Annotated in this window: 27 protein-coding genes and 1 riboswitch; of the genes, 10 read left to right on the top strand and 17 right to left on the bottom strand. The window is 63.9% G+C overall.

The window, feature by feature from the left end; genetic code table 11:
- Window positions 1–81: 81 nt before the first annotated feature.
- Together ppa and BLS27_RS22970 are read left to right on the top strand one after the other, a co-directional pair.
- Window positions 82–609, top strand: a complete 528-nt coding sequence (gene ppa, locus BLS27_RS22975; RefSeq protein WP_043210184.1) for an inorganic diphosphatase — start codon at window positions 82–84, stop codon at window positions 607–609.
- A gap of 186 nt (window positions 610–795) precedes the next feature.
- On the top strand, window positions 796–1,473 hold the full coding sequence (locus tag BLS27_RS22970; RefSeq protein WP_090346931.1) for an XRE family transcriptional regulator: 678 nt from the start codon (window positions 796–798) through the stop codon (window positions 1,471–1,473).
- 554 nt (window positions 1,474–2,027) lie between these two features.
- Here BLS27_RS22970 and BLS27_RS22965 read toward each other — a convergent pair.
- Window positions 2,028–3,233, bottom strand: coding sequence for an RtcB family protein (locus BLS27_RS22965; RefSeq protein ID WP_090346934.1), 1,206 nt, complete (start codon window positions 3,231–3,233; stop codon window positions 2,028–2,030).
- Between the two features lie 95 nt (window positions 3,234–3,328).
- A riboswitch (FMN riboswitch) is annotated at window positions 3,329–3,470 on the top strand.
- Between the two features lie 79 nt (window positions 3,471–3,549).
- Between BLS27_RS22965 and ribB the strand changes: the two genes are divergently transcribed.
- On the top strand, window positions 3,550–4,200 hold the full coding sequence (gene ribB, locus BLS27_RS22960) for a 3,4-dihydroxy-2-butanone-4-phosphate synthase (protein ID WP_090346930.1): 651 nt from the start codon (window positions 3,550–3,552) through the stop codon (window positions 4,198–4,200).
- A 132-nt stretch (window positions 4,201–4,332) separates the two neighbouring features.
- Here ribB and BLS27_RS22955 read toward each other — a convergent pair whose 3' ends face one another.
- From BLS27_RS22955 to BLS27_RS22945, 3 genes are read right to left on the bottom strand one after another with little or no spacing between them, the layout of a single operon-like run.
- Window positions 4,333–5,529 (bottom strand): SGNH/GDSL hydrolase family protein, encoded by a 1,197-nt coding sequence (locus tag BLS27_RS22955; RefSeq protein WP_090346929.1) that lies wholly within the window; start codon window positions 5,527–5,529, stop codon window positions 4,333–4,335.
- Between the two features lies 1 nt (window position 5,530).
- Window positions 5,531–6,610, bottom strand: a complete 1,080-nt coding sequence (locus tag BLS27_RS22950) for an SGNH/GDSL hydrolase family protein (protein WP_090346928.1) — start codon at window positions 6,608–6,610, stop codon at window positions 5,531–5,533.
- Window positions 6,597–8,000, bottom strand: coding sequence for an MBOAT family O-acyltransferase (locus tag BLS27_RS22945; protein WP_090346927.1), 1,404 nt, complete (start codon window positions 7,998–8,000; stop codon window positions 6,597–6,599). Before BLS27_RS22945 ends, BLS27_RS22950 begins: the two co-directional genes overlap by 14 nt.
- A gap of 243 nt (window positions 8,001–8,243) precedes the next feature.
- On the opposite strand from BLS27_RS22945, the gene BLS27_RS22940 reads away from it, so the two are divergent.
- The 4 genes from BLS27_RS22940 (at window position 8,244) to BLS27_RS22925 (ending at window position 13,400) form a co-directional block, all read left to right on the top strand.
- The gene (locus BLS27_RS22940; protein ID WP_011531978.1) at window positions 8,244–8,486 is read left to right on the top strand and encodes an exodeoxyribonuclease VII small subunit; all 243 of its coding nucleotides are present in this window, start codon (window positions 8,244–8,246) and stop codon (window positions 8,484–8,486) included.
- Window positions 8,483–9,370: a (2E,6E)-farnesyl diphosphate synthase gene (ispA, locus tag BLS27_RS22935; protein ID WP_090346926.1), complete on the top strand. Its 888-nt coding sequence runs from the start codon at window positions 8,483–8,485 to the stop codon at window positions 9,368–9,370. The genes BLS27_RS22940 and ispA overlap by 4 nt, the downstream gene beginning before the upstream one ends.
- A 175-nt stretch (window positions 9,371–9,545) precedes the next feature.
- Window positions 9,546–11,441: a 1-deoxy-D-xylulose-5-phosphate synthase gene (gene dxs, locus BLS27_RS22930; RefSeq protein ID WP_043210202.1), complete on the top strand. Its 1,896-nt coding sequence runs from the start codon at window positions 9,546–9,548 to the stop codon at window positions 11,439–11,441.
- A 108-nt stretch (window positions 11,442–11,549) separates the two neighbouring features.
- Entirely contained in the window at window positions 11,550–13,400 is a 1,851-nt protein-coding gene (locus BLS27_RS22925) for a TonB-dependent receptor plug domain-containing protein (protein WP_090346925.1), read from the top strand.
- Here the strand turns inward: BLS27_RS22925 and BLS27_RS22920 are convergent.
- From BLS27_RS22920 to nrdR, 12 genes are all read right to left on the bottom strand, one after another.
- On the bottom strand, window positions 13,378–14,190 hold the full coding sequence (locus BLS27_RS22920) for a cobalamin-binding protein (RefSeq protein WP_090346924.1): 813 nt from the start codon (window positions 14,188–14,190) through the stop codon (window positions 13,378–13,380). The two genes, BLS27_RS22925 and BLS27_RS22920, sit on opposite strands and share 23 nt — an antisense overlap.
- Window positions 14,190–14,609 (bottom strand): MFS transporter, encoded by a 420-nt coding sequence (locus BLS27_RS22915; RefSeq protein WP_090346923.1) that lies wholly within the window; start codon window positions 14,607–14,609, stop codon window positions 14,190–14,192. Before BLS27_RS22915 ends, BLS27_RS22920 begins: the two co-directional genes overlap by 1 nt.
- Window positions 14,606–15,220, bottom strand: a complete 615-nt coding sequence (gene ribA, locus BLS27_RS22910) for a GTP cyclohydrolase II (RefSeq protein WP_043210209.1) — start codon at window positions 15,218–15,220, stop codon at window positions 14,606–14,608. The genes BLS27_RS22915 and ribA overlap by 4 nt, the downstream gene beginning before the upstream one ends.
- A gap of 141 nt (window positions 15,221–15,361) precedes the next feature.
- Complete coding sequence (locus BLS27_RS22905) at window positions 15,362–16,111, bottom strand: substrate-binding periplasmic protein (protein ID WP_043210212.1); 750 nt, start codon at window positions 16,109–16,111, stop codon at window positions 15,362–15,364.
- Between the two features lie 15 nt (window positions 16,112–16,126).
- Entirely contained in the window at window positions 16,127–16,630 is a 504-nt protein-coding gene (locus BLS27_RS22900) for a phosphatidylglycerophosphatase A family protein (protein ID WP_043210214.1), read from the bottom strand.
- Complete coding sequence (thiL, locus tag BLS27_RS22895; protein ID WP_090346922.1) at window positions 16,627–17,589, bottom strand: thiamine-phosphate kinase; 963 nt, start codon at window positions 17,587–17,589, stop codon at window positions 16,627–16,629. The genes BLS27_RS22900 and thiL overlap by 4 nt, the downstream gene beginning before the upstream one ends.
- Before the next feature lie 18 nt (window positions 17,590–17,607).
- Window positions 17,608–18,108, bottom strand: a complete 501-nt coding sequence (gene nusB / locus BLS27_RS22890) for a transcription antitermination factor NusB (protein WP_043210218.1) — start codon at window positions 18,106–18,108, stop codon at window positions 17,608–17,610.
- A complete protein-coding gene (ribH, locus tag BLS27_RS22885) occupies window positions 18,105–18,581 on the bottom strand; it encodes a 6,7-dimethyl-8-ribityllumazine synthase (protein ID WP_043210219.1) in 477 nt (158 codons plus the stop codon). The genes nusB and ribH overlap by 4 nt, the downstream gene beginning before the upstream one ends.
- A 91-nt stretch (window positions 18,582–18,672) precedes the next feature.
- Window positions 18,673–19,764: a bifunctional 3,4-dihydroxy-2-butanone-4-phosphate synthase/GTP cyclohydrolase II gene (gene ribBA, locus BLS27_RS22880; protein ID WP_043210223.1), complete on the bottom strand. Its 1,092-nt coding sequence runs from the start codon at window positions 19,762–19,764 to the stop codon at window positions 18,673–18,675.
- 18 nt (window positions 19,765–19,782) lie between these two features.
- Complete coding sequence (locus tag BLS27_RS22875) at window positions 19,783–20,448, bottom strand: riboflavin synthase (protein ID WP_043210224.1); 666 nt, start codon at window positions 20,446–20,448, stop codon at window positions 19,783–19,785.
- Between the two features lie 43 nt (window positions 20,449–20,491).
- Window positions 20,492–21,622, bottom strand: a complete 1,131-nt coding sequence (gene ribD, locus BLS27_RS22870; protein ID WP_090346921.1) for a bifunctional diaminohydroxyphosphoribosylaminopyrimidine deaminase/5-amino-6-(5-phosphoribosylamino)uracil reductase RibD — start codon at window positions 21,620–21,622, stop codon at window positions 20,492–20,494.
- A 2-nt stretch (window positions 21,623–21,624) separates the two neighbouring features.
- On the bottom strand, window positions 21,625–22,089 hold the full coding sequence (gene nrdR / locus BLS27_RS22865) for a transcriptional regulator NrdR (protein WP_043210325.1): 465 nt from the start codon (window positions 22,087–22,089) through the stop codon (window positions 21,625–21,627).
- 105 nt (window positions 22,090–22,194) lie between these two features.
- On the opposite strand from nrdR, the gene BLS27_RS22860 reads away from it, so the two are divergent.
- The 3 genes from BLS27_RS22860 to trxA are packed head-to-tail and all read left to right on the top strand — an operon-like array spanning window position 22,195 to window position 24,214.
- A complete protein-coding gene (locus BLS27_RS22860; RefSeq protein ID WP_070573929.1) occupies window positions 22,195–22,650 on the top strand; it encodes a hypothetical protein in 456 nt (151 codons plus the stop codon).
- Window positions 22,651–23,310 carry a class I SAM-dependent methyltransferase gene (locus BLS27_RS22855; protein ID WP_070573927.1) on the top strand — a complete coding sequence of 220 codons (660 nt, stop codon included), beginning with the start codon at window positions 22,651–22,653 and terminating at the stop codon, window positions 23,308–23,310.
- Window positions 23,311–23,341: 31 nt separating this feature from the next.
- Window positions 23,342–24,214, top strand: coding sequence for a thioredoxin (gene trxA, locus BLS27_RS22850; protein ID WP_043210233.1), 873 nt, complete (start codon window positions 23,342–23,344; stop codon window positions 24,212–24,214).
- 96 nt (window positions 24,215–24,310) lie between these two features.
- Here the strand turns inward: trxA and BLS27_RS22845 are convergent, their stop codons facing one another.
- Window positions 24,311–24,655 carry a hypothetical protein gene (locus BLS27_RS22845; protein ID WP_090346920.1) on the bottom strand — a complete coding sequence of 115 codons (345 nt, stop codon included), beginning with the start codon at window positions 24,653–24,655 and terminating at the stop codon, window positions 24,311–24,313.
- Between the last annotated feature and the right edge of the window lie 25 nt (window positions 24,656–24,680).

The raw sequence follows: 24,680 nt of genomic DNA, 5'->3' as shown, positions 1-24,680 counted from the left end.
ATCCGGCGGGGCGTGGCATGCCCGGTAGGAATGTGCCTATAATCGCCGCCACTTTTTGGTCAAACACGGGGGCACTGCCCAATGAGCTACAGCAAGATTCCGGCGGGCAAAGACCTGCCGAACGACATCTACGTCGCCATCGAGATCCCGGCTAACCACGCGCCGATCAAGTACGAGATCGACAAGGACAGCGACACCCTGTTCGTCGACCGTTTCATGGCCACCCCGATGTTCTACCCAGCCAACTACGGCTACATCCCGAATACCCTGGCCGACGACGGTGATCCGCTGGACGTGCTGGTCGTGACCCCGTACCCGGTCGCTCCAGGTTCGGTCATCCGCGCCCGTCCGGTCGGCGTCCTGCACATGGACGACGAGAGCGGTGGCGATGCCAAGGTCCTGGCCGTTCCGCACGACAAGCTGAGCCAGCTGTACGTCGACGTGAAGGAATACACCGACCTGCCAGCCTTGCTGCTGGAACAGATCAAGCACTTCTTCGAGAACTACAAAGATCTGGAGAAAGGCAAGTGGGTCAAGGTCAAGGGCTGGGAAGGCGCTGATGCCGCCCGTGCCGAGATCACCAAGTCGGTTGCCGCCTACAAGGGCTAAGACCGGATTGAAGAAAAGCCCTGCTTCGGCAGGGTTTTTTTTGCCTGGTTGAAATGCACGGCACCTTCACGCGAAACGGCCTACTTTGCCCTACGCAAAGCTCCGACAATTGCATTTATTTCCTACAAAACTCATCAACTCCCGGTTCATTCCCGCCCCCGCACCGACTCGCTAGACTCGGCCTCCATGAATACTTCCGGTGACCGTCTCAGAGTCCTCCTCCAGGAGTGCCACCTGACCCCTTCCGACTTTGCCATCCTTCGCGGTGTCACACCCCAGCACGTCAACAACTGGTTCAGGCGCGGCGTGCCCTTGGCCCGGCTGGACGATATCGCCGAACTGTTCTGCGTACATCGGCGCTGGCTGCGCACGGGCGAAGGGCCCAAGCACGTCAATCCACTCGCGAACCCATACCCCTCGCACCTCAACATGGCGCAACCAGCCAATCAAGAAGGGACCTTCATCCGCCTCCCGATCCATCTGCTGCGCAATGGAACGCTCCAGCCCGACGAAGGCAAATACCTGTCGTTTTCCGAACAAATGCTGCAGATGCTGGGTGTTGCCCCAGAAGATGCCGCCTGCATCCCGATGCCCATGACCGGCATCGCTTCGATCATCCCCACCGACGCCACCCTGGTCATCGACCGGAGCCTGACATGGGTCGTGGACGGCGAGACCTACGTGTTGATGCACAATGGCCGCTTGAGGGTTCATCGCCTGAGCCGCGATCGACTGGACAACCTGTACCTGCACGGTCATGAGCCCACAGAGCGTTACACCCCCCGCCAGCGCCAGGCCCAGGGCATGCAGATCCTCGGTTGGGTATTCCACTGGTCATGTTTCAGCCTGCGCCGCCCTTGCTGAAACACCCCGGCGCCACTTTTTGCTGGGCAACCCGCGCCAGCCCTAGTATGCTACGCCGCACATTCAGCCCCGGCCGGCGCAAGCCGCGATCCAGAGGGCCTGGCGACGCCTCACACAGCCGTCCGCCATCTCTTTTCAGGCCTTCATGGCCATCCCGTTAAGGCGGTTGCGGCTTACCAAAAATTAGCCAAGACCGTCCCCGAGAAGCCGGCCACAAGCCGGCTTTTTAATTGTCCGCAAATGCTCCTATCCCCTGCGTGACATGGGCGCTGCGGCAATGATCAAGCTCGTGCAGCCAACGGCAACGAGCACCCAGGCCGAAAAAACATGCGACATCCCTGTGCCCCTTCTGATCATCCGATATCCAGTAGGGGCGGGATTAAACCAACAGGTAATCGGGCCGTAGGTAGGTGTTCAGTGGTTTGGGAAGGGTCCTAAAAGCTTCGAACAGAGAACGAGGGGTGCTCGCGATCCTACTTTTTCTCCGGTGGAGGATTCTCCGCACCCAATCAAGGGCTCGGCGCAATCATCATCCGAACCCGCACCTACAAGGCTTAGCCTTTGACACACACCACCTGACGCAAGGTGTGAAGCACTTCCACAAGCTCTCGCTGGGCGTGCATCACCGCATCGATGTCCTTGTAGGCCATCGGGATCTCATCGATCACGTCCTTGTCCTTGCGGCACTCCACGTGTGCCGTGGCCCGCCGCTGGTCCTCGACAGTGAATTGGCTCTTGGCCTTGGTGCGGCTCATCACCCGACCTGCGCCATGGCTGCAGGAGCAGAACGACTCTTCGTTGCCCAGCCCACGCACGATGAAGCTCTTGGCGCCCATGGATCCGGGAATGATACCCAACTGGCCTTTTTGCGCTGACACCGCGCCTTTGCGGGTGACCAATACCTCACGGCCGAAGTGCTGCTCACGCTGCACGTAGTTGTGGTGGCAATTGACCGCCTCGAGATTCGCTTCGAAAGGCTTGCCCAAGACCTTGCGCGTGGTGGCAATCACCGCCTGCATCATCAGCTCGCGGTTGTGCCGTGCGAAGTCCTGGGCCCACTCCACCGCCTCCACGTAGTCTGCAAAATGCCGGCTGCCTTCTTCGAAGTAGGCAAGGTCCTTGTCGGGCAGGTTCGCCAAGTGCTGGCGCATGTCGGCCTGGGCCAGTTCGATGAACAGGTTGCCGATGGCGTTGCCGACACCGCGCGAGCCACTGTGCAGCATGAACCACACGCGGTCGGCCTCATCCAGGCAAACCTCGATGAAATGGTTGCCGCCACCCAGGGTGCCCAGGTGATGGCGATTGTTGGTTTTCTCCAAGCGCGGGTACTTGTCTGTGATCGCCTTGAAACGCGCGGCCAGCCCGCGCCAAGCCTGGTCGGCATGGTTAGGCACCGCGTCCCAGGCGCCCTGGTCACGCCGCCCGAAGGTCTTGCCATGGGGCACGGCTTTTTCGATGGCGCTGCGCAGGCCGTGCAGGTTATCCGGCAAGTCACGGGCGTGCAGCGAGGTGCGCGCGGCGATCATGCCGCAACCGATGTCCACCCCCACCGCAGCCGGGATGATCGCCCCGACGGTAGGGATGACGCTACCGATGGTCGAGCCCTTGCCCAAGTGCACGTCCGGCATCACCGCAAGGTGCTTGAAGATGAACGGCATGCGCGCGGTATTCATCAGTTGTTTGCGGGCGTCGTCCTCCACCGGCACGCCTTCGGTCCACAGCTTGACCGGCTTGCCGCCGGCGACGTCGAGAATGTCCATGATGTACTGCCTCACAAAAGCCTTGGTGGCCATGATACCGCCGAAGGTCGTACACCGCCGGCTTGCCAGCGGGGTGGCACAGTGGGGTATGCTTGCCCGGTCTTCAGGGCGGGGTGAAAGTCCCCACCGGCGGTAAATCGAAAGATAAGCCCGCGAGCGCCCCGGCCATGCCGGGGGTCAGCAGACCTGGTGAGATTCCAGGGCCGACGGTCATAGTCCGGATGAAAGAAGGCGTCAGGCGGGGGCCATCCGGTGCTCCTGCGCGCGCATTTTGTTCGCCCCGAGACGTTCATCGATCATTTACGAGGAGCGTTTCATGTCCACCACGCATCATCCCCAATTCCCCAATGTCACCGCTGCCATCGCCGCCTTCCAGGCCGGGCGTCCTGTGCTGCTGCTCGACGATGACGACCGCGAGGACGAAGCGGACATCATCGCCGCCGCCGAGAACATCTCGCTGCAGACCATGGCCATGATGATCCGCGACTGCAGCGGCATCGTCTGCCTGTGCCTGGACGAAGCCACGGTCGACGCCCTGCAATTGGCGCCGATGGTGCAGAACAACCAGGCGCGCCATGGCACCGGCTTCACCGTCAGCATCGAAGCGGCTGAGGGCGTCAGCACCGGCGTGTCCGCCCAGGACCGCATCACCACCATCGAAGCCGCGCTGCGCTCCACTGCCGAGCAGCGCCACATCGTCAGCCCCGGGCATGTGTTCCCGCTGCGTGCGCGCAATGGCGGCGTCCTGACACGTCGTGGCCACACTGAAGGCTCGGTGGACCTGGCACGCCTGGCCGGCCTGCGCCCGGCGGCGGTGCTGTGCGAACTGATGAACCCCGACGGCAGCATGGCCCGGGGCGAGCAGGTGGCGGTCTATGCCCGCCAGTACAACCTGCCGGTGCTGACCATCGAGGAGTTGGCGCGCTATCGCGAGGCGATGGTCGAGCGCGAAGCCGTGCCGGCCTGAGTCAGCGCAACATGCTTGCTGCGCGGCGACTTCTGCGCAGTGAACCCGCTCCCACTAGATCCTAGGCGCTCTCGAGAGCATCGTGGTTTTTGCGGGAGCGGGCCGTCTTCGGCGCTCACAATGCTGCCGCTGTCAGCGCAGCTGCAGCGGCCCTTTCAAGAATTGATACAGCCCCGCCGCGCTTTTGCGATACCCCTCGGCGGTCAGGTGCACCAGATCCGGACGCGCCAGCCCACTCGCTTGCCAGGCCGCGATCGAGCACGGCCCACCCATGTATGCCTGCCAGTCCCAGAACAGCGCCTTGTGCTTCTGCGCGGCCTGGCGCTGGATGCGAATCACCGACGCCAACGGCTGCGGCTGGCGGGCCGTACAGGTGCGAGCCTTGCGATGCTTGATCGAGTCGGGCGGGCCTATCAACAGGATCGCCGCACGCGGCAGCGCCTGGCGCAGTCCGCTGAGGGCCGCGTCCAACTGCGATTGGTAGAGACTCAGGTCGAGGGTGTCATCGAAGGCTTCGTTGGTGCCGTAGGCGAGGATCACCAAGTCCGCTCGCAGGGTCTTGAGGCTCTCCTGCCAACCGGGTTGCCACTTGTTCACCACCTCCAGCCGAGCACCGTTGATGCCCAGGGACGAATAGGTCACGCCGGCGTTCTTCTGGCCCTGGATGTACCAGCCACCCAGTATCACACCTTGACTGTCTTCCACGCCGAGCCGCACCGGCAAGCTCAGATTGGTGAACGCCGGACTGAAGCGCCACTGCCCATTGCTGGCCGGCAGCATGCGCCGCTGGTTGCCATTGGCCACCAGCGTGCTGTTGCCTGCTGCCTGGTACAACGCCGAGATTCGGTAGCGCTGCGTATCGGGGTCGCGGGCCTGAAGCGTCACACTTGCGTTTGCCAGCACCGGCCGCGACAAGTATCCACCCAGGGGAAACTGGCTGCTCTGCTGATTGCGCGCCGACACCAACTCCCACTGTTGCCGCGCACTGGCGACGATCACCCGGTCGTTGCGGATTCCCGGCACGGACGATGCCGGTATCAAGCCGATACCTCCATCGCCATAGCGCTGCTGCAACAACCGACGCAGCTCGCCGCTGAACAGGTCGGCGGCGGTATGCGAGTCACCGAACTGGACGATGGAGACGCCCGCTCGATTGGCGCCGCGCAGTTTGTTCGCCAGCAGCGCGATGTTGCCATCCTGACGCGCCGGCTGTGCGGGAACCGTCCTGGCCGCAGGCTGTGCCTGCGCGGCAGCCCCCGCACCGGTGCTGCAGCCTGGCAGGGCGCAGATCAGCAGGGTCAGGCCCAGCAGGTGATGCCATTGGCGCATTTCAATGTCCTGTAACAGTCAAACCCGGGAAGGCGATCAGCGACAGCACCTGTGCTGCGATCATCTTCTGACCGGTGATGGTGAAATGAATGCCGTCGTCGCCCCGCACCTTGACCCGCTGCCCCTCTGGTGTCTGCACTGCATAGGCGAACTGCTCGTCAGGGTAGCCAAGGAACGGGTTGGCCGAGACATAGTGCTGGCCGAACAACACCGTACGCTCTTGATACAGACCACTGAGGTAAGCCATCGCCGTGGACAGCCGAGGCTGTTCCATATTCGGCGGGCCAACCCAGATCACTTGGACCTTGCGCTGGCGGGCCTGCTCGAGGATCGCGTCGATCCGCGAGCGGTAGATCGCCTCCCACTCAGGCGACTTGAAACGCAGGAACGGCTTGCCCTTGCCCTGGGGCATGTCCCAGGGATCGTTCGGCCCCATGAACACGATCATCAGGCGAATGTTCGGATTGGCAGCCAGGGTGTCGGTCACGGTCTTGGGCCAGTTGAAAAACCCCGGGTAGGCGAGGCCGGTGCTTTGCTTGCTAAGGTTGACCGTCTTGATCTGGTAGCGCTTGCGCAGGCTGTTGGCCAGGTGCGGCGCCACGCCCTGCATCAGCGAGTCCCCCACCAGAAAGACTTCATCGCCGGTGGCTAGGCTCGCCAGCGTGCCGGAGGGCGCTACGATCGGCAGCATGGCCTTGGCCGGCGGCACTTGTACCGTGGGCGCTGGCCGAGGCTTGGCAGGCGGAGCGACCGATTGCAGATCCACGGTCACCACCGGCATGGTCGGCGGCAGGACGACAGGCGCCGGGGTCGCGGCCACCTGCGTATTGCGCCGCAGGCTGTCGACAAAGCTGTCGCGTGCGTCTTCCAGTGCCAAGGTAAGGCTTGCGCCCAGGCGCCAGGCAGACGATTGGCCGATGACCGGCAGCTCACAACCTTGGTGGTATTTCTGCTGGCAATACAGCTTGATCGAGTCTTGGTTCAGCCAGCACAGCAGCAGCGTAGCGATGACCAACGCGTAAAGCACCCGGGCAGCGCCCAACTGCGCCTGGAACAACTGTCGGATATCAGAAACTGGCATAGATGAACCCCGGCACGCCCGATTGCGATGCAAAGATCACCAACGACACGAATACCGCCAGCGGCACCGGATACAACGGCCATGGCAGGCGCTGGCTGGCGGCAAAGCCCTGGCGCAAGATCGCCAGCCATTGTGGATAAGTCGCCACGCACAACACGCAGCCAAGCACCGCCAAACCCGTGGAGGACGACAATCCGGCGATGCTCACCTGGGCGACATTGCCGAGCATTTCCCAGGCGCCCTCGAGTGTCGTACTGCGGAAGAACACCCAGGCGAATGCCACATAGTGGAAGGTCAGCAATCGCGCAGCCAGCCCTGCCCCCGGCAGTGCCTTGGCCCCAGGCAGCAGTTGATCGAACAGCTTGTAGACCGCCAGCCCCACACCATGAAGCGCGCCCCAGAGAATGAAGTTCAGGCTCGCACCATGCCAAAGGCCGGACACCAACATGGCCAGCAACATGTTCAGGTTGCCGCGCCACACGCCCTGGCGATTGCCGCCCAAGGGGATATAGACATAGTCACGGATGAAGCGCGACAAGCTGATATGCCAACGCCCCCAGAATGCCTTGAGGTTGTGCGCCGCATAGGGCGCGTTGAAGTTCTCGGGCAGGCGAAAACCCAGCAGCAGGGCGATGCCGGTCACCAGGTTGGTGTAACCGCTGAAGTTGAAATAGATCAGGAAGCTGTAGCCATACACACTCAGCAACACCTGCTCGGGCGTGAAGCTGCCAGGCGTGTCGAACACCGGATCCACCCATTCGCTGGCCAGCCAACCACCGAGTAAAAACACTTTGACCACTGCCAGGGCAATCAGCCCCAAGGCCCGCTGGGGCTCCAGCACTTGGCGGATCGCAGTTGGACAGATCTGGGGCAGCATGTCCAGGGCACGGTTGACCGGGCCAGCCACGAGGCTTGGGAAGAATGCCAGGTACAACGCAAGATTCAGTGGCGCGGCTGGCGCCAGCTCGCACCGGTTGATCGACACCAAGTAACTCACCGAATGGAAGATGTAGAACGACATGCCAATCGGCACCAGCACTTCCAGCACCGGCAAGGACACGCGCCATCCCGACTGGGCAAGAGCGGCCTGCACGCCTTCGACGAAGAACGCTTGGTACTTGAATAGGTAGAAGCAGCCCAGCACCAACCCCAGCAACAAAGCCCGGCTGAACCAGCGCCCCGGGTAACGCGCCGCCAGCAACCCGAGCAGGTACACCAGCACGCTGTAACCCAGCAGTATGTAGAGCGACTGCAGGCTGAAACTCGCCACCAGCCCATAGCTGGCCGCCAGCAGCAGCACGTTCTGCAGACGTATGCTCCAGCACAGGCTCCAATAGACAATGAAGAACAGCGTGAAGCAGAGGCCGAATTCGATCGAAAGGAAGCTCACAACGTAATCCGTTACGTGACATCGAGTAGGAGAGATGCCGACGGTTTGTAGGCCGCGGCGCAGAGCGCGCGGGATTATGGCAGAGGGCCAAAACGCTCACAATCTGAGCGCTTCGCAATTTGCAAGCTGCCGCCTCCGACACAAATGCAACAAAATGCGACGAATGATTACCCTCCCCGGTTTGCTCCCCCTGCCCCGCTCTGCTAGTGTCGCGCCGTTCTGAATGCCACCGAGACAGTCGCCATGGCCCGCAAAAAAGCCTCCATCGATTTCGAGCAATCCCTCGCCGACCTGCAAGCCTTGGTTGAGCGCCTGGAGAACGGCGAGTTGTCGCTGGAAGAGTCGCTGGCCGCCTTCGAACAAGGCATTGCCTTGACCCGTGACTGCCAGGGCGCCCTGGCACAGGCCGAACAGAAGGTGCAGATCCTGCTCGAACGCGATGGCGAACTGGCGGCCCAGCCTTTCGATGCGGAGCCCGAAGCATGATCAGCGCCTACCAGGCCAACTGCCAGGCACGTGTCGATGCTGCGCTCGAACCGCTGTTCCAGGCGCCTTCCAAGGAGCTCGAACGCCTCTACGCCGCCATGCGCTACAGCGTGATGAACGGCGGCAAGCGCGTACGCCCACTGCTGGCCTACGCTGCCTGCGAGGCCTTCGGTGCCCCGGCCGAGCAGGCCAATGGCGCCGCCTGCGCTGTGGAGCTGATCCACGCTTATTCACTGGTGCATGATGACCTGCCGGCCATGGACGACGACGACCTGCGTCGTGGCCAGCCCACCACTCACAAAGCCTTTGACGAGGCCTGCGCCATTCTGGCCGGCGACGGCCTGCAGAGCTTGGCCTTCAGCGCCCTGCTCGATGCGCGCCTGAGCCCTCAGGACGACGCCACTCGCCTGGCCATGGTCCAGGCTCTGGCCAAGGCTGCTGGGCCAGCGGGCATGGTCGGCGGCCAGGCCATCGACCTGGGCTCGGTGGGCCTCAAGCTCGACCAGCGCGCCCTTGAATACATGCACCGGCACAAGACTGGCGCCCTGATCGAAGCCAGCGTGCGCCTTGGCGCCCTGGCCAGCGCCCGCGCCAGCCAAGCGCAGCTCGAGGCCTTGCAACGTTATGCACAGGCCATTGGCCTGGCCTTTCAGGTGCAGGACGACATTCTCGACGTGGAGAGCGACACCGCCACCCTCGGTAAACGCCAGGGGGCCGATATCGCCCGCGACAAACCGACCTACCCGGCCCTGCTCGGCCTGGAAGCGGCCAAGGCCTACGCGCTCGAGCTGCGCGACCAGGCGCTGGCAGCACTCGAAGGCTTCGGTGACAGCGCAGCCCCCCTTCGCGCATTGGCCCGCTACATCGTCGAACGTCGCCACTGAAACCCTGACACCTCGACTGTGAGAGCCGGCTAGCCCGCAAATGCGATGCTCAATTGACCTGCGCATTCGCGGGTGAGCCGGCCCGCACAGGGGGCATGCAACCTGCGTCTGAATGGGCAGTAATTCCTACAATGGGGTAAACTGCCGCGTCTTCACATCTATAACGACTCGCCTGATGCCCACGACGTTTCAAGAGATCCCCCGCGAACGCCCGGTCACGCCGCTGCTGGACCGCGCCGACACGCCTGCCGGCCTGCGCCGGTTGGCTGAAGCCGACCTGGAGACCCTGGCCGACGAGCTGCGCCAGGAGCTGCTCTATACCGTTGGTCAGACCGGTGGGCATTTCGGCGCCGGCCTGGGCGTCATCGAGCTGACGATCGCCCTGCACTACGTCTTCGACACGCCGGACGACCGTCTGGTCTGGGACGTGGGCCATCAGGCCTACCCGCACAAGATCCTCACCGGCCGCCGCCAACGTATGCTCAGCCTGCGCCAGAAGGACGGTATCGCCGCCTTCCCGCGGCGCAGCGAGAGCGAGTACGACACCTTTGGTGTCGGCCACTCCAGCACGTCGATCAGTGCCGCATTGGGCATGGCCATTGCCGCCCGCCTGCAGAACGACCCACGCAAGTCGATCGCGGTGATCGGTGACGGCGCGCTGACCGCCGGCATGGCCTTCGAGGCGTTGAACCACGCCCAGGAAGTCGACGCCGACATGCTGGTGATCCTCAACGACAACGACATGTCGATCTCGCGCAACGTGGGCGGCCTGTCCAACTACCTGGCCAAGATCCTGTCCAGCCGCACCTACGCGAGCATGCGCGAGGGCAGCAAGAAGGTCCTGTCGCGCCTGCCCGGCGCCTGGGAAATCGCCCGCCGCACCGAGGAATACGCCAAAGGCATGCTGGTGCCCGGCACCTTGTTCGAGGAACTGGGCTGGAACTACATCGGCCCTATCGACGGCCACGACCTGCCGACCCTGATTGCCACTCTGCGCAACATGCGTGACCTCAAGGGCCCGCAGTTCCTGCACGTGATCACCAAAAAAGGCAAAGGCTTCGCCCCGGCCGAAGTGGACCCGATCGGCTACCACGCCATCACCAAGCTCGAACCTGCCGACAAACCGGTCGCACCGAAGAAGGTCAGCGGGCCGAAGTACTCGGCGGTGTTCGGCCAATGGCTGTGCGACATGGCCGCGGCCGACAATCGCCTAGTGGGCATCACCCCCGCAATGAAGGAAGGCTCGGACCTGGTGGCCTTCAGCGAACGCTACCCGGAGCGCTACTTCGACGTGGCGATTGCCGAGCAGCACGCGGTCACCCTGGCCGCAGGCATGGCCTGCGAAGGTGCCAAGCCGGTGGTGGCGATCTACTCCACCTTCCTGCAGCGTGCCTATGACCAGTTGATCCACGATGTGGCGGTACAGAACCTCGACGTACTGTTCGCCATCGACCGCGCAGGCCTGGTCGGCGAAGACGGCCCGACGCACGCGGGCAGCTTCGACCTCTCGTACCTGCGTTGCATCCCGGGCATGCTGGTGATGACCCCAAGCGACGAGAACGAACTGCGCAAGATGCTCAGCACCGGCCACCTGTACAACGGCCCGGCGGCAGTGCGCTACCCTCGTGGTACCGGCCCCAATGCACCGATCAGCGGCGACCTGGAGCCGCTTCCAATCGGCAAGGGCGTGGTTCGCCGCAAAGGCGAGAAAGTCGCCCTGCTGGTGTTCGGTGTGCAACTGGCCGAGGCCATGAAGGTCGCCGACGGCCTCAACGCCACCGTGGTCGACATGCGCTTCGTCAAACCCTTGGATGAGGCCTTGGTGCTGGAACTGGCCGCCCACCATGATCTGCTGGTGACCATCGAAGAGAACGCCATCATGGGCGGTGCGGGGGCTGCGGTCAGTGAGTTCCTGACCCAGGAAGCCGTGCTCAAGCCGATGCTGCACCTGGGCCTGCCGGACATTTACGTCGAACACGCCAAGCCTGCGCAGATGCTGGCCGAGTGCGGGCTCGATGCCGCCGGTATCGAAGCCTCGGTGAAGGCCCGGATGGCCAAGCTCGGCCTGTAAGCCTTTACGCTGTCTGATTGACGCATTCGCGGGCAAGCCCCGCTTCCACAGGGTTGCTCTCAAGCCCTGGGGAAGCGGGGCTTGCCCGCGAATGTTATGGAACTACCGATGAAGATTTCGTCCCTCGCCACTGCAGTTTTCTGCCTGCCCACCGCCTTGCTGGCCGCCGAACCGGATCGCGACGATGCCCTCAAACTCCCCGACGTGCTGATCAGCGCCAGTCGCCAGGTCGAGTCGCGCAGCGCCACCAGCGCCGCGAATACCGTGTTCACCCGTCACGACATTGATCGCCTGCAACCCTCCAATGTCACCGACCTGCTGACCCGTGTGCCTGGCGTTCAGGTAGCGCCCACCGGTGGACGCGGCAGCCTGCCAGGGATCTTCATCCGCGGCACCAAGGCGGCCCAGACCCTAGTGCTGGTCGATGGCGTGCGCATCGCCAATGCCACATCCGGGGACAGCGCCCTGCAATACCTGGACGTCGACCAGATCGAGCGGGTCGAAGTGCTGCGCGGGTCACGCTCGGCGATCTATGGCAGCGATGCCATTGGCGGGGTCATCCAGATTTTCACCCGTCGCGGCACAGGTCCTGGCCTGCAACCACGCCTGCGCCTGGCGGCGGGCAGCAACCAGAGCTTCCAGCGCAGCCTCGGGCTCTCCGGCGGCAGCGAGGCGACCCGCTTCAACCTCGGCGCCAGCCTGGATGAGACGGCAGGCATCGATTCGACCGGGCCATCCTTTGCCAGCGACGCGGATCATGACGCCTACCGCAACAAGTCATTCAACCTGAGTCTAAGCCACACCTTCAGCGAACGTTTCGAGACAGGGCTGAATGTGCTCGATAGCCGTGGACGCCGCGAGTACGACGAGCCTCGTGGTTTCAGCGCACAAGAGCCCTATTCGGACTTTTCCGTCAGCAGCATCGGCAGCTATCTGGACGCTCAGGTCAGCGAGGGATGGAATAGTCGGCTGGAGTTGGCCCATAGCGAGAATCGCGACGAAAGCCGCGACAAACTCGCCGGGACCCGCTATCCATTCAATACCTACCGCGACCAAGCCACCTGGCAGAACGACCTGCCACTGGATGACCGCAACAGCCTGCTGCTGGGAGGCGACTGGTACGAAGATCGTGTCCATGCCAGTGCCGATTTCACCGAAGACAGCCGCTGGAACCGCGCCGCCTTCGCCCAGCACCGATTCCGTGGCGAATACTTTTCCACCGAGCTTGGCGTACGTCATGACCGCAACCAGCAGTTCGGCGGCCAGACCAGCTGGAGCGGTAGCCTGACAGTACCGCTCAACGTGAATAACGATGTGCTGCTCTCGTACAGCGAAGGTTTTCGGGCACCGACTTTCAACGACCTGTACTTCCCGGGCTACAACAATCCGGATCTCAAGCCTGAACGTTCCAAGAGTTACGAGCTGCAATGGCGCAGCCAGCTGAGCGAGCGCAGTAAGCTGGAAGCCTCGCTGTATCGCACCGACCTGCAGGACGCTATCAACTACAGCGTACGCCCGGAGAATGTCGATTCCGCGCGGGTCAATGGTTTCGAGATGGCTCTGAGCCAGGACTGGGACGGCTGGACCTCCCAACTGGGCCTCTCGCTGATCGATCCACGCGACCGCGACAGCGGCCACACCCTCTCCCGCCGTGCCCGGCGTACTGTGAGCCTGGACCTCGATCGGCAGTTCGAACGTTTCGCGCTAGGCGCCAGTTGGCAGGCGGTCAGCAGCAGCTACAACGATGAAGCGAACACCGACACTGTTGGCGGATACGGTCTACTGGGACTGCGCGGCAGCTGGGCAGCTACCGATGAGGTGAAGTTCGACCTGAAGCTGGACAACCTATTGGACAAGCAATACAGCCGCACCCATTACAACTATGAGGGCGCCAACTACGGGTATCGCGAAGAAGGCCGCACCTGGCTGCTGAGCGTCACCTGGACACCGGTGCTTTAGCCTCCAGCAACGCGCACAAACGTGCCGTGGCGTCGATCATCTGACCGCTGGGGCGCTCAAGGCCTTTGTCGGGCACCACCAGCAGGCGGTCGGCCTTCACCGCACTGAGCGTACGCCAGGCCTTCCAGCTCGCCAGTTGCGCCGGATCACCGGCCAGGATCACGTCAGGATCGCGCAACAGTACGGCCTCGACGCTCACCTGCGGTGCAGGCTGGGGAAGGTCGGCGAACAGGTTGCTGGCACCGCAAACCGTCAAAGCGTCGCTGACGATCTGCCGCCCGCCGAGGGTGTACAGCGGTTTGTCCCAAACCTGGTAGAACACTCGCAGCGGTCGTTCACGATGGTACTGCTCGCGCAAGCTGCGCAGCCGCTCAAGCAGGGCCTGTGCGTATTGCCGGCCTTGCTCCGCTCGCCCGACCCGCTGTCCGATGGTTTCGATCTGCCCGATGAGTTGGTCGATATCCTTGGGTTCACCGACGAACGTCGCGATCCCAAGGTGCCTGAGTTGATCGCGCTGGGCCGGGGCCACGCTGTCGGGCCACAGCAGCAACAGATCAGGCTTGAGGCTGAGCAGGCGCTCCATGTCCAATTGCCCATGGCGTCCCACCGATGGCAGGCCAGACAACGCCGCAGGCCGCTCACCGCCATCAAGCACACCCACCAGCAAGTCCTCGGCGTGCAGTTCGAGCATGATTTCGCTCATTGAGGGCGCCAGGCTGATGACCCTTGGCCTGTCTTCGGCCAGGGCGCCGAAGGCCAGCAGGGCCAACAGGCAGAGAAGTACGCGCATCAGCCCAGCTGGCGAGGGATGCGGTAGAGGTAGAGCAGTACCACCGTGGAAAGCGCCAGCAGCACCTGAGGCACTGTCTCCAGGCCCACCAGCACCGACAGCGCCGCTACCCAGGCCGGGAAGCAGGCGAACAGCATGGCCATGCGCCGCACCTGGGCCAGTACGATCCAGGCCTGCGGCTCCTCCGGCGAACCCAGCGCCTTGGACGTCGCGATCAAGGCGCGCTTATACGCGCCAAAGCGCGGCAGGCTGAGGAACATGGTCGCAGCACCGGCAATGAACAGGGGCATCGCCAAGACGGGAATCAAGGCATCGCCGCCGCCAAAGGCCCAGGCCATCACTGGCAACGGCACCAGGCCCACCGCCAGGTATTGCCACCAGGCCAGCGCCAGGCGCCGCTTCACCTGGCCGCGGGTCACGCCTGGGGCTCGCCCTGGTGCTCGTTGCCCATCATGTGGCCGAGCTTGCCGGCCTTGGTGGCCAGATAGTGACGGTTGTGCGGGTTGTGCCCAGTGTGCAGCGGGACGCGCTCGGCGACCTTGATGCCCATGTCGGTCAGTGCCTTGACCTTGCGCGGGTTGTTGGTCATCAGACGCAGTGACTGCACGCCCAGGTGTTCAAGCATCGGCAGGCACATCGCGTAGTCGCGCTGGTCCGCAGCAAAGCCCAGGCGTTCGTTGGCTTCGACGGTATCGGCGCCACCGTCCTGGAGTTCATAGGCGCGGATCTTGTTCAACAGGCCGATCCCGCGACCTTCCTGGCGCAGGTACAGCAGCACGCCACGGCCTTCGCGGGCGATGGCCTGCAGGGCGGCCTCCAGTTGCGAGCCGCAGTCGCAGCGCTGACTGAACAGCGCATCGCCGGTCAGGCATTCGGAATGCAGGCGCCCCAGCACCGGCTGACCATCGGCGATATCACCCAGGCTGAGCACCACGTGCTCGCGGCCCGTGGCTTCATCGAGAAAACCATGCATGGTGAAGATCGCGAAGGGAGTCGGGAGTTTCGAGGCGGCGACAAAGACGACGGGCACGTTGTGCTCCTAAAAGTAGGCAATTTTCAATGGCCCGATTGTATCAGCAGGCTGCAGAGCATGCGCAGGCTGAATATCGCCGCTTAAGATCGAAAAGTTCGATGTTCAGACGCCGGCGCTCTCACAGCGTCTCACGCCATATCAGTACGGCTGGCTCTCTGGCGTGAAAGGGTACGGCTGCTGCCAGCGCTCGAAAATAGGCTTGAGCTCTCCGCTGCGCACCAGTTCCTGCATGCGCCGATCGAACAGTTCGCTCAGCGCCTTGGCCTTGTCGTTGCGAGCGAAGGCAAGGTACAGCGGCAGCTCTGCAACATGGGTACGACGCCAGCGGTCAGGATCAGATGCCCGGTCCAAGACATAGTCGACCTCGGTCAAGGCATCGATGTAGAAGTCCACACGATCGTGCTCGAGCATCGGCAGGATACCTTCGCGGCGCTGGACCTCGCGGTACCTTTTGACATGAGGCAGGTAGTTCTGGAACTCATAGCCGCGTACCCAGGCCAGCCGGTACTGGCCGATGCTCTCGGGCGTCGGCACAGGCTTGCTGACCAGGCCCAGGGCATAGATGTGATCCACATCGAAATGCCAGCGGGGATAGAGGTTGTCGTCGTTTTCCTCGTGGTAGGAGCCCACCCAGGCATCGGCTTCGCCGCGCTTGACCAACCCTACCGCCCGGCTGTAAGGCGCGCTCTGGGTCAGTACCTTCACGCCTGCGGGCTCGAAGACCTTGCGCAGCACATCCCACGCCACGCCGGTGCCATCGGCGTTGGTGTAGTCGAGCCACTCTTCGCTGACCAGATGGATCTGCCTGGGCAGGCTTTCAGCCATGACCGCGCTCGCCCCTGGGCCAAGCAGCAACACCATTGCCAGCAGCACCGTCCTTATGCCCATGACCTACTCCTTAAGTCAGGCAACCACCCATACCAACACCTGCATGCCCAGCCAGGCGAACACACCAGCCAGGATGTCGTCGAGCATGATTCCGACACCGCCGTGCACGTGACGGTCGACCCAGCGGATCGGCCACGGCTTGAGGATGTCGAAGAAGCGGAACATCAAGAACCCCGCCAATAGCCATTGCCAGCCTTCTGGCACCAGCCACAGGGTGATCCACATCCCGACCATCTCGTCCCAGACAATGCCCTCATGGTCGTGCACCCGCAAGTCATTGGCGACTTTGCCGCACAGCCAGAAGCCAAACAGCATGGTGATGCCCAGCAATAGCCAGTAACCCCAGTCCGGCAGCATCTGCCACAGCGGGATGAACGGCAAGGCGACCAGCGAGCCCCAGGTGCCAGGCGCCTTGGGCAAAGTGCCGGAACCGAAGCCAAAGGCAATGAAATGCCAGGGGTTGCGCCAGACCGAAGGCGGAACGAACTCCGCAGGCACCTGGTTGGGGTGGTCGGTCACGGTGTCTCCCTAAAATGTTGATAGCCCCGTTGCGTCGGGGTGATGTCCTGGCCCTGCCGGTCGCGCAGGCTCACACCCTGCCCTTCGCGCACGCGGCCGATGACATGGATGACGCCCGTTTCAGGCAAGGATGAAAGAAGTGCTTCAGGCAGGGTGAACGCCAGTACGTAGTCGTCACCGCCGGTGAGCGCGGCGTACAGGGCCGCCTCGCGCCCCAGAAAGGCTTCCAGGGCCGGCGAGACGGGCACCTGCTCGGCGTTCACCTCCAAGGCAACGCCCGAAGCCTTGGCAATGTGGCCGCAGTCGGCGAGCAGCCCATCGGAGATATCCAGTGCTGCCGTGGCCCGACCGCGCAGCTGCCGGCCCAAGACAAGCTGAGGTATCGGCGACCAGTAGTGGGCAAGCAGCGGCTCGGCGACCTCGACGGGCGCCTGGCGCTGGCCCAGCACCAGCGGCAAGGCACCTGCGGCATTGCCCAGATGACCGCCGACACACAGCAAATCGCCCGGCCGGGCACCGCTACGGCGCAGGGCCTGCCCGGCGGGCACTTTGCCGAACACGGTGACGGTGATGCTCAAGGGGCCGCGGGTGGTGTCGCCGCCGATCAGGCTGACACCGCATCGGTGGGCCATGAGGTTGAGGCCGTCGGCAAACTGCCTGAGCCAGTCGGCGCCAACCCCGGGCAATGTCAGGGCCAGGGTGACACCGATCGGGTCGGCGCCCATGGCCGCCAAGTCGCTGACGGCTACCGCCAGGGAACGCTGGCCAAGTAGCAGTGGGTCGCAGGCCGCAGGGAAATGCACGCCTTCGACCAGGGTGTCGGTGGACACCGCCAACTGCTCGCCGACCGGTAGTTCCAGCAGGGCGCAGTCGTCACCGATGCCGAGGACCACACCTTCGCCGCCCTGCGCACAGGACGCGGCAGCGAAGTAATGGCGGATCAGCTCGAACTCACCCATGGTCGGAAAGCGCCGCGATCAGCGCTTGTTCGCCTTGACTTCCGCGTCACGCAGCGTCGGAGCCAGCTTGTCCAGCACACCGTTGACGAACTTGTGACCATCGGTGGCACCGAAGACCTTGGCCAGCTCCACGCCTTCGTTGATCACGACGCGGTACGGCACGTCGACGCGCTTGATGAACTCCCAGGTGGACAGGCGCAGCACCGCGAGCTCGACCGGATCGAGTTCCTCAAGCGGCAGGTCCAGGCACGGAGCCAGGGCCTTGTCGATCTCGCCCTTGATTGCCGGAACCCCGTGCAGGATCTCGCGGAAATAGGCGCCATCGATATCGGAGAAATCGTTGTCGACCCGGAACTGAGCCTCAATTTCGTTCAGCGAATGCTGGGCCATGTGCCACTGATACAGCGCCTGGGTCGCGAGCTTGCGGGCTTCGCGGCGCTTGGCGCTCTTCGAGGGCTTGCCGGCATCCGCCGCGCGTGGCTCGCGCGGGTTGAAACGATCGCTTTCGTCGCTAATCACTTGGCCTCCAACTGCGCCAGCAGGCTGACCATTTCCAGGGCGGACAGGGCAGCTTCGGCACCTTTGTTGCCGGCCTTGGTGCCGGAACGCTCGATGGCTTGCTCGATGGAGTCGACGGTCAGAACACCGAAGGCCACCGGAACACCGAACTCCATGGACACCTGGGCCAGGCCCTTGGTGCACTCGCCCGCCACGTATTCGAAGTGCGGGGTACCGCCGCGGATCACCGCGCCCAGGGCGACGATCGCGTCGTATTCGCCTTGTTGGGCGACTTTCTGTGCAACCAGCGGGATCTCGAAGGCGCCCGGGGCACGAATGATGGTGATGTCGCTTTCGCTGACGCCATGGCGTACCAGGGCATCAACGGCACCGCTCACCAGGCTTTCGACGACGAAGCTGTTGAAGCGGCCAACCACCAAAGCATAGCGACCTTTGGGGGCGATGAAGGTACCTTCGATGGTCTTCAGGGTCATTCCGGTGTTCTCATCTTAAAGAGCGAGGCCGCGCACACGCGGCCTGCGGGAGGGTTTGGACACGAGCGGCAGGACGACAGTTACGCCTGTGTCACTCGGAGGGCACGTATTCTACAACTTCCAGATCGAATCCGGATATCGCGTTGAACTTCATCGGCGAGCTCATCAGGCGCATCTTGCGCACCCCCAGGTCACGCAGGATCTGCGAGCCGGCACCGACGGTGCTGTAGGTGGTCGGGGTCTTGGGCTGGGCGTCACCGGCGCTTTCACGGATGTGCGCCAGCAGCACGTCACCATCCAGCGGGTGGCCCAGCAGCAGTACCACGCCACTGCCGGCCTCGGCCACGGCACTCATCGCTGCACGCAAGCTCCAGCGGCCCGGTTGCTTGACCATCAGCAGGTCACGCAGCGGGTCCATGTTGTGCACGCGCACCAGGGTCGGCTCCTCGGCGCAGATGGTGCCCAGGGTCAGGGCCATATGCACATCGCCCTCCACCGCGTCGCGGTAGGTGACCAGATTGAACTGACCCAGCTCGCTGTCCAGCGGCTGCTCGGCGATGCGCTGCACGGTGCGCTCGTGGATCATACGGTAGTGGATCAGGTCGGCGATGGTGCCGATCTTAAGGCCGTGCTCGGCGGCGAAGGCCTCGAGTTCCGGGCGACGGGCCATGGTGCCGTCGTCGTTCATCACTTCGCAGATCACACCGCTGGGCTCGAACCCAGCCATGCGCGCCAGGTCGCAGGCCGCTTCGGTGTGCCCGGCGCGGGCCAGGGTGCCGCCGGCCTGGGCCATCAGCGGGAAGATATGGCCTGGGCTGACGATGTCGTCGGCCTTGGCATCGCGAGCGGCGGCCACCTGCACGGTGCGCGCGCGGTCGGCGGCGGAGATGCCGGTGGTGACGCCTTCGGCCGCTTCGATCGATACGGTGAACTTGGTACCGAAGCCCGAACCGTTGCGTGGCGCCATCAGCGGCAGCTTGAGCGTTTCGCAGCGCTCGCGGGTCATCGGCATGCAGATCAGGCCACGGGCGTGCTTGGCCATGAAGTTGATGTGCTCGGCCTGGCAGCACTCGGCGGCCATGATGATGTCGCCTTCGTTCTCACGGTCTTCGTCGTCCATGAGAATGACCATTTTGCCCTGGCGGATGTCTTCCACCAGCTCTTCGATGCTGTTGAGCGCCACTCGGCACCCCCTTCTCAATCAGGATTTCAGGTAGCCGTTGGCGGCCAGGAAGCTTTCGGTGATGCCACTGCCCTTGCTCGACTCGGCAGCCTTGTCGCCCAGCAGCAGACGCTCCAGGTAACGGGCCAGCAGGTCGACCTCAAGGTTGACCCGACGACCTGCGCGGTAGTCGGCCATGATGGTTTCGGACAGGGTGTGCGGGACGATGGTCAGCTCGAACTCAGCGCCATCGACCTCATTGACCGTCAGGCTGGTGCCGTCGACGGTGATCGACCCTTTGTGGGCGATGTACTTGGCCAGCTCCTTGGGCGCACGCACGCGGAACTGGATAGCGCGCGCGTTATCGCTGCGCGAAATGATCTCGCCGACGCCGTCGACGTGGCCGCTGACCAGATGACCGCCCAGGCGGGTGGTGGGGGTCAGGGCTTTTTCCAGGTTGACCCGGCTGCCACTCTTGAGATCGACCATGGCGGTACGCTTGAGCGTTTCGACGCTGACATCGGCCCAGAAGCCGTCACCTGGCAGTTCCACGGCCGTCAGGCAGACACCGTTGACGGCGATGCTGTCGCCGAGCTTGACGTCGGCCAGGTCAAGCTTGCCGGTCTCTACATAGACGCGCACGTCACCGCCTTTGGGCGTCAGGCTGCGGATGGTGCCGATGGATTCGATGATGCCGGTGAACATGGTGTCCTCCTCGGGAACAGGGCTGCGCGTGGCAAGCCAGGCATTATACGCCGGACGCCGGCAAGGGAATGGCCGTGATCCGCCAGTCATCGCCGACTGCGCGCACCTCGGTGATTTTCAAACGCGGGGCCTCGCTCATCTTTGCCAGCGGCCAGTCCAGCAGCGGGCGAGCACTGCTGCCCAGGAAGGTGCCAGCGACGAACAACTGGAACTCATCCACCAAACCCAGGCTCGCGAAGGCGCCGACCAGGCCAGCGCCGGCCTCCAGCAGGATTTCGTTGACACCACGGGCAGCCAGGGCGCGCAGCAAGGCTAGGAGATCGACCCTGCCATGCTCGCCTGGCAGGCTCAGCAGTTCGTGGCCAGCCTGGGCGTAGCGAGGGTCGGCGGCGACGGCGGTCACCACCAGGGCCGGGCCGGCCTGGAAGAACGGAGCGTCCAGCGGCAGACGCAAGCGTCCGTCGATCAGGACACGCAATGGCGGACGTGCCAGGGCCAGGGCGGTGGTGTCTGGGTCCAGGCCCAGTTCGGCGCCGCGCACGGTCATGCGGGCGTTGTCGGCCAGCACGCTTTCGGCGCTGGTCAGCACCACGCTGGAACGGGCGCGAAGGCGCTGTACCGCAGCGCGCGCTGCAGGGCCGGTGATCCACTGGCTCTCGCCGCTGGCCATGGCAGTGCGACCGTCCAGGCTCATGGCGAGCTTGGCCCGTACGAATGGCAGTCCATGCTCCATGCGCTTGAGAAAGCCCGGATTGAGCGCCCGGGCCTCAGTCTCGAGCACGCCGCTGCTGACCTCGATGCCAACCTCGGCCAAGCGACGCAGGCCTTTGCCTGCCACCTGCGGGTTGGGGTCCTGCATCGCCGCCACGACCCGGGCCACGCCAGCCTGCACCAACGCCTCGGCGCATGGGGGGGTGCGGCCATGGTGGCTGCAAGGCTCGAGCGTCACGTAGGCACACGCACCTCGTGCGCGCTCGCCGGCCTGGCGCAGGGCATGGACTTCGGCATGGGGTTCGCCGGCTCGCACGTGCCAGCCTTCGCCGACCACCTCGCCGTCCCGCACGATCACACACCCCACACGCGGATTGGGATGGGTGCTGTACAGGCCCTTGCGGGCCAATTCCAGGGCTCGCGCCATGTAGTGGGCATCGAGGATGGCGGTTTGGCTTGGCATGGTCATTCTTTGGCGGGCTCTCGGGCCAGGCGGTCGATTTCTTCGCGGAACTCGTCCAGATCCTGGAAGCGCCGGTAGACCGATGCGAAACGGATGTAGGCGACTTCGTCGAGCTTGCGCAGCTCGGCCATCACCAGTTCGCCCACCACCAGCGACTTGACCTCGCGCTCACCGGTGGCGCGTAGCTTGTGCTTGATGTGCGCCAGCGCCGCTTCCAGGCGCTCGACACTGACCGGACGTTTTTCCAGCGCTCGCTGCATGCCAGCGCGCAGTTTTTCTTCATCGAAGGGCTGGCGGGTGCCGTCCTGCTTGATCAGCCGGGGCAAGACCAGCTCGGCGGTCTCGAAGGTGGTGAAGCGCTCGCCGCAGGCGACGCATTCACGGCGGCGGCGCACCTGTTCGCCCTCGGCGACCAGGCGCGAGTCGATGACCTTGGTGTCGTTGGCACCGCAAAAGGGACAGTGCATGGTGGCAGGCAACAAAAAAAGGGAGGGCCATGGTAGCGCATCCCACTGGCAAGACAAGCCAAAGGGGTTACCATCCATGGAATTCTGCCTGCGAAGGATTACCCCATGCATTACCGAGCGCTCGTCGTGCTGTGCCTCACCGGCCTGCTCGCCGCCTGCGGCAGCGACCAACCCAAGCCCGAGCAAACTGTCACCGCGCCCCCGGCCAAGGCCGTGAAGAAAAAAGGCGAGGAGCTGGGCCCGCTGCCGGCCTATCAGCGCGAACTGAGCGGCACCTTGCTACAAGTGCCGGCCGGCGCCGAAGTGGAACTGGCGCTGCTGGTCATCGATGAGCGTGGCCGCCCGCAGCGCCTGCTGGCGAGCAGCAACCTCACCGGTACCGGACAGGACCTGCCCTATCGCCTGCGCTTCAGCCCCGAAGCCTTCCCTGCCGGCGCTCGCGTGGAGTTGCGCGGCCGGGCCAGTCGCTCTGGGCAGTTGATCTTGCACCTGCCACCTCTGCGTATCGCCCAGGCCACCACCCAGGCCACTGGTCCCCTGCGCTTCGAGAAGGCGCCCTAGATGCCCCCATTGCATCTGCAGCGGGCCCTGAGCGGTCTGATCGGCGAGGCGCGTCTGGTCGAGAGCGAGCTACCTGACTGCGAACTGAAGCTATGGCTGATCGACGCCGACAACATGGACCGCGCCTTCAGCCCCGAGGAAACCCGGCGCATCCTCGACGAACCGCCGTACTGGAGCTTCTGCTGGGCCAGCGGCCTGGCCATGGCCCGCTACCTGGCCGAGCAACCGCACTGGGTACGCGGTAAGCGGGTGCTGGACTTCGGCGCAGGCTCAGGTATCGCCGGTATCGCCGCCGCACGTGCAGGCGCACTGGAAGTCGTGGCCTGCGACCTCGACCCATTGGCACTGGATGCCTGTCGCGCCAATGCCGCGCTCAACGGCGTGAAACTTGGCTACAGCGGCGATTTCTTCGCAGAGCAAGACCGCTTCGACCTGATCCTCGTCGCCGACGTGCTCTACGACCGCGCCAACCTGCCACTGCTCGATGAATTCCTCAGCCGCGGTCGCCAGGCCTTGGTGGCCGATTCCCGGGTGCGCAACTTCGATCATCCGCGCTATCAGGCGCTTGGCGTGCTCGAGGCGCTGACCCTGCCGGACCTGGCCGAGCCACACGAATTCCGCCGGGTCAGCCTGTACCACGCCAGCCGCGAGCCTTTATAGTGGTGCCATTCAAGGATTTGCGAGAGTCGCGATGAACCAAGACACGCCGTACATTTTCGATGCCAGCGATGCCACCTTCCAGCAACTGGTCATCGAGAATTCTTTTCACAAGCCGGTGCTGGTGGATTTCTGGGCCGAATGGTGCGCGCCGTGCAAGGCGCTGATGCCGTTGCTGGCCAAGATCGCCGAGGGTTACCAGGGCGAGTTGCTGCTGGCCAAGGTCAATTGCGATGTGGAGCAGCAGATCGTCGCCCAGTTCGGTATCCGCAGCCTGCCGACCGTGGTGTTGTTCAAGGACGGTCAGCCGGTCGACGGTTTTGCCGGCGCCCAGCCTGAGTCGGCCATCCGCGCGATGCTCGAACCCCACGTGCAAATGCCCGCCGCACCGACCGCCTCGCCGCTGGAGCAGGCCAAGGCACTGTTCGCCGAAAGCCGCTTCAGCGAAGCCGAAGCGCTGCTCCAGGCGCTGCTGAGCGAAGACAACAGCAATGTCGAGGGGCTGATCCTCTATGCCCGTTGCCTGGCCGAGCGAGGCGAGCTGGGCGAAGCCCAGGTGGTGCTGGATGCGGTCAAGACCGACGAGCACAAGGCCGCCCTGGCCGGCGCCAAGGCCCAGCTGACCTTCCTGCGCCAGGCCGCCAGCCTGCCGGAAGTTGCCGAGCTCAAGAGCCGCCTGGCGCAGAACCCGCAGGATGACGAAGCAACCTACCAGCTGTGCATCCAGCAATTGGCTCGCCAGCAGTACGAGCCAGCGCTCGAGGGCCTGCTCAAGTTATTCCAGCGCAACCGCGGCTACGAAGATGGCCTGCCGCAGAAGGCGTTGCTGCAGGTGTTCGAGCTGCTGGGCAATGATCATCCGCTGGTGAGCGTTTATCGGCGTAAGCTGTCGGCGGCGATGTTCTGATCGTCATTGCGGCTGTTTTGCAGCCCAAGCGCAGGCTACGCCAGCTCCCAATGTGCTGTCGGGATGGCCTGCGATGGGCCGCACAGCGGCCCTCGCTCATCCTACCCAGTGATACACCGGCGCGTCCGGGCCGCTTTCCACCTTCACCTCATTGCTGTGGCGCAAACGCACCAACAGCCGCTTGCCCGCTGCCGTGCTGCCGGCGAGTCCTTCCAGGCGCCCCAGCAACTCCGGCCCGCTGATCTGCACGGCCTGACGCAGCAGCTCACAGGCAGCCAACCATTGCCCATCGTCCTGCTGTGGTGGGGTGGTTGCGTTCGTAGCCGCCGCTTCGGCAATGGCCGGCGCCTCCAGTTGATGTCCCAACTGCGCCCACTCCGCAGGCTCCAGCTCGATGGTCAGGTCCACCGGCCAATCGCCGATTTGTCCACGTATTCTCACGCTACCTTCCTTACCTACAGGGTCG

Source organism: Pseudomonas guariconensis, assembly GCF_900102675.1.
Taxonomy (GTDB): domain Bacteria; phylum Pseudomonadota; class Gammaproteobacteria; order Pseudomonadales; family Pseudomonadaceae; genus Aquipseudomonas; species Aquipseudomonas guariconensis.
This window is presented reverse-complemented; position numbering and strand designations above follow the sequence as displayed.

Bases quoted from the DNA above. Each gene is read 5' to 3' on its own strand.
- ppa (WP_043210184.1), top strand. From the start codon at position 82: ATGAGCTACAGCAAGATTCCGGCGGGCAAAGACCTGCCGAACGACATC.
- BLS27_RS22970 (WP_090346931.1), top strand. From the start codon at position 796: ATGAATACTTCCGGTGACCGTCTCAGAGTCCTCCTCCAGGAGTGCCAC.
- BLS27_RS22965 (WP_090346934.1), bottom strand. From the start codon at position 3,233: ATGGACATTCTCGACGTCGCCGGCGGCAAGCCGGTCAAGCTGTGGACC.
- ribB (WP_090346930.1), top strand. From the start codon at position 3,550: ATGTCCACCACGCATCATCCCCAATTCCCCAATGTCACCGCTGCCATC.
- BLS27_RS22955 (WP_090346929.1), bottom strand. From the start codon at position 5,529: ATGCGCCAATGGCATCACCTGCTGGGCCTGACCCTGCTGATCTGCGCC.
- BLS27_RS22950 (WP_090346928.1), bottom strand. From the start codon at position 6,610: ATGCCAGTTTCTGATATCCGACAGTTGTTCCAGGCGCAGTTGGGCGCT.
- BLS27_RS22940 (WP_011531978.1), top strand. From the start codon at position 8,244: ATGGCCCGCAAAAAAGCCTCCATCGATTTCGAGCAATCCCTCGCCGAC.
- ispA (WP_090346926.1), top strand. From the start codon at position 8,483: ATGATCAGCGCCTACCAGGCCAACTGCCAGGCACGTGTCGATGCTGCG.
- dxs (WP_043210202.1), top strand. From the start codon at position 9,546: ATGCCCACGACGTTTCAAGAGATCCCCCGCGAACGCCCGGTCACGCCG.
- BLS27_RS22925 (WP_090346925.1), top strand. From the start codon at position 11,550: ATGAAGATTTCGTCCCTCGCCACTGCAGTTTTCTGCCTGCCCACCGCC.
- BLS27_RS22920 (WP_090346924.1), bottom strand. From the start codon at position 14,190: ATGCGCGTACTTCTCTGCCTGTTGGCCCTGCTGGCCTTCGGCGCCCTG.
- BLS27_RS22905 (WP_043210212.1), bottom strand. From the start codon at position 16,111: ATGGGCATAAGGACGGTGCTGCTGGCAATGGTGTTGCTGCTTGGCCCA.
- thiL (WP_090346922.1), bottom strand. From the start codon at position 17,589: ATGGGTGAGTTCGAGCTGATCCGCCATTACTTCGCTGCCGCGTCCTGT.
- ribH (WP_043210219.1), bottom strand. From the start codon at position 18,581: ATGACCCTGAAGACCATCGAAGGTACCTTCATCGCCCCCAAAGGTCGC.
- BLS27_RS22875 (WP_043210224.1), bottom strand. From the start codon at position 20,448: ATGTTCACCGGCATCATCGAATCCATCGGCACCATCCGCAGCCTGACG.
- ribD (WP_090346921.1), bottom strand. From the start codon at position 21,622: ATGCCAAGCCAAACCGCCATCCTCGATGCCCACTACATGGCGCGAGCC.
- nrdR (WP_043210325.1), bottom strand. From the start codon at position 22,089: ATGCACTGTCCCTTTTGCGGTGCCAACGACACCAAGGTCATCGACTCG.
- BLS27_RS22860 (WP_070573929.1), top strand. From the start codon at position 22,195: ATGCATTACCGAGCGCTCGTCGTGCTGTGCCTCACCGGCCTGCTCGCC.
- BLS27_RS22855 (WP_070573927.1), top strand. From the start codon at position 22,651: ATGCCCCCATTGCATCTGCAGCGGGCCCTGAGCGGTCTGATCGGCGAG.
- trxA (WP_043210233.1), top strand. From the start codon at position 23,342: ATGAACCAAGACACGCCGTACATTTTCGATGCCAGCGATGCCACCTTC.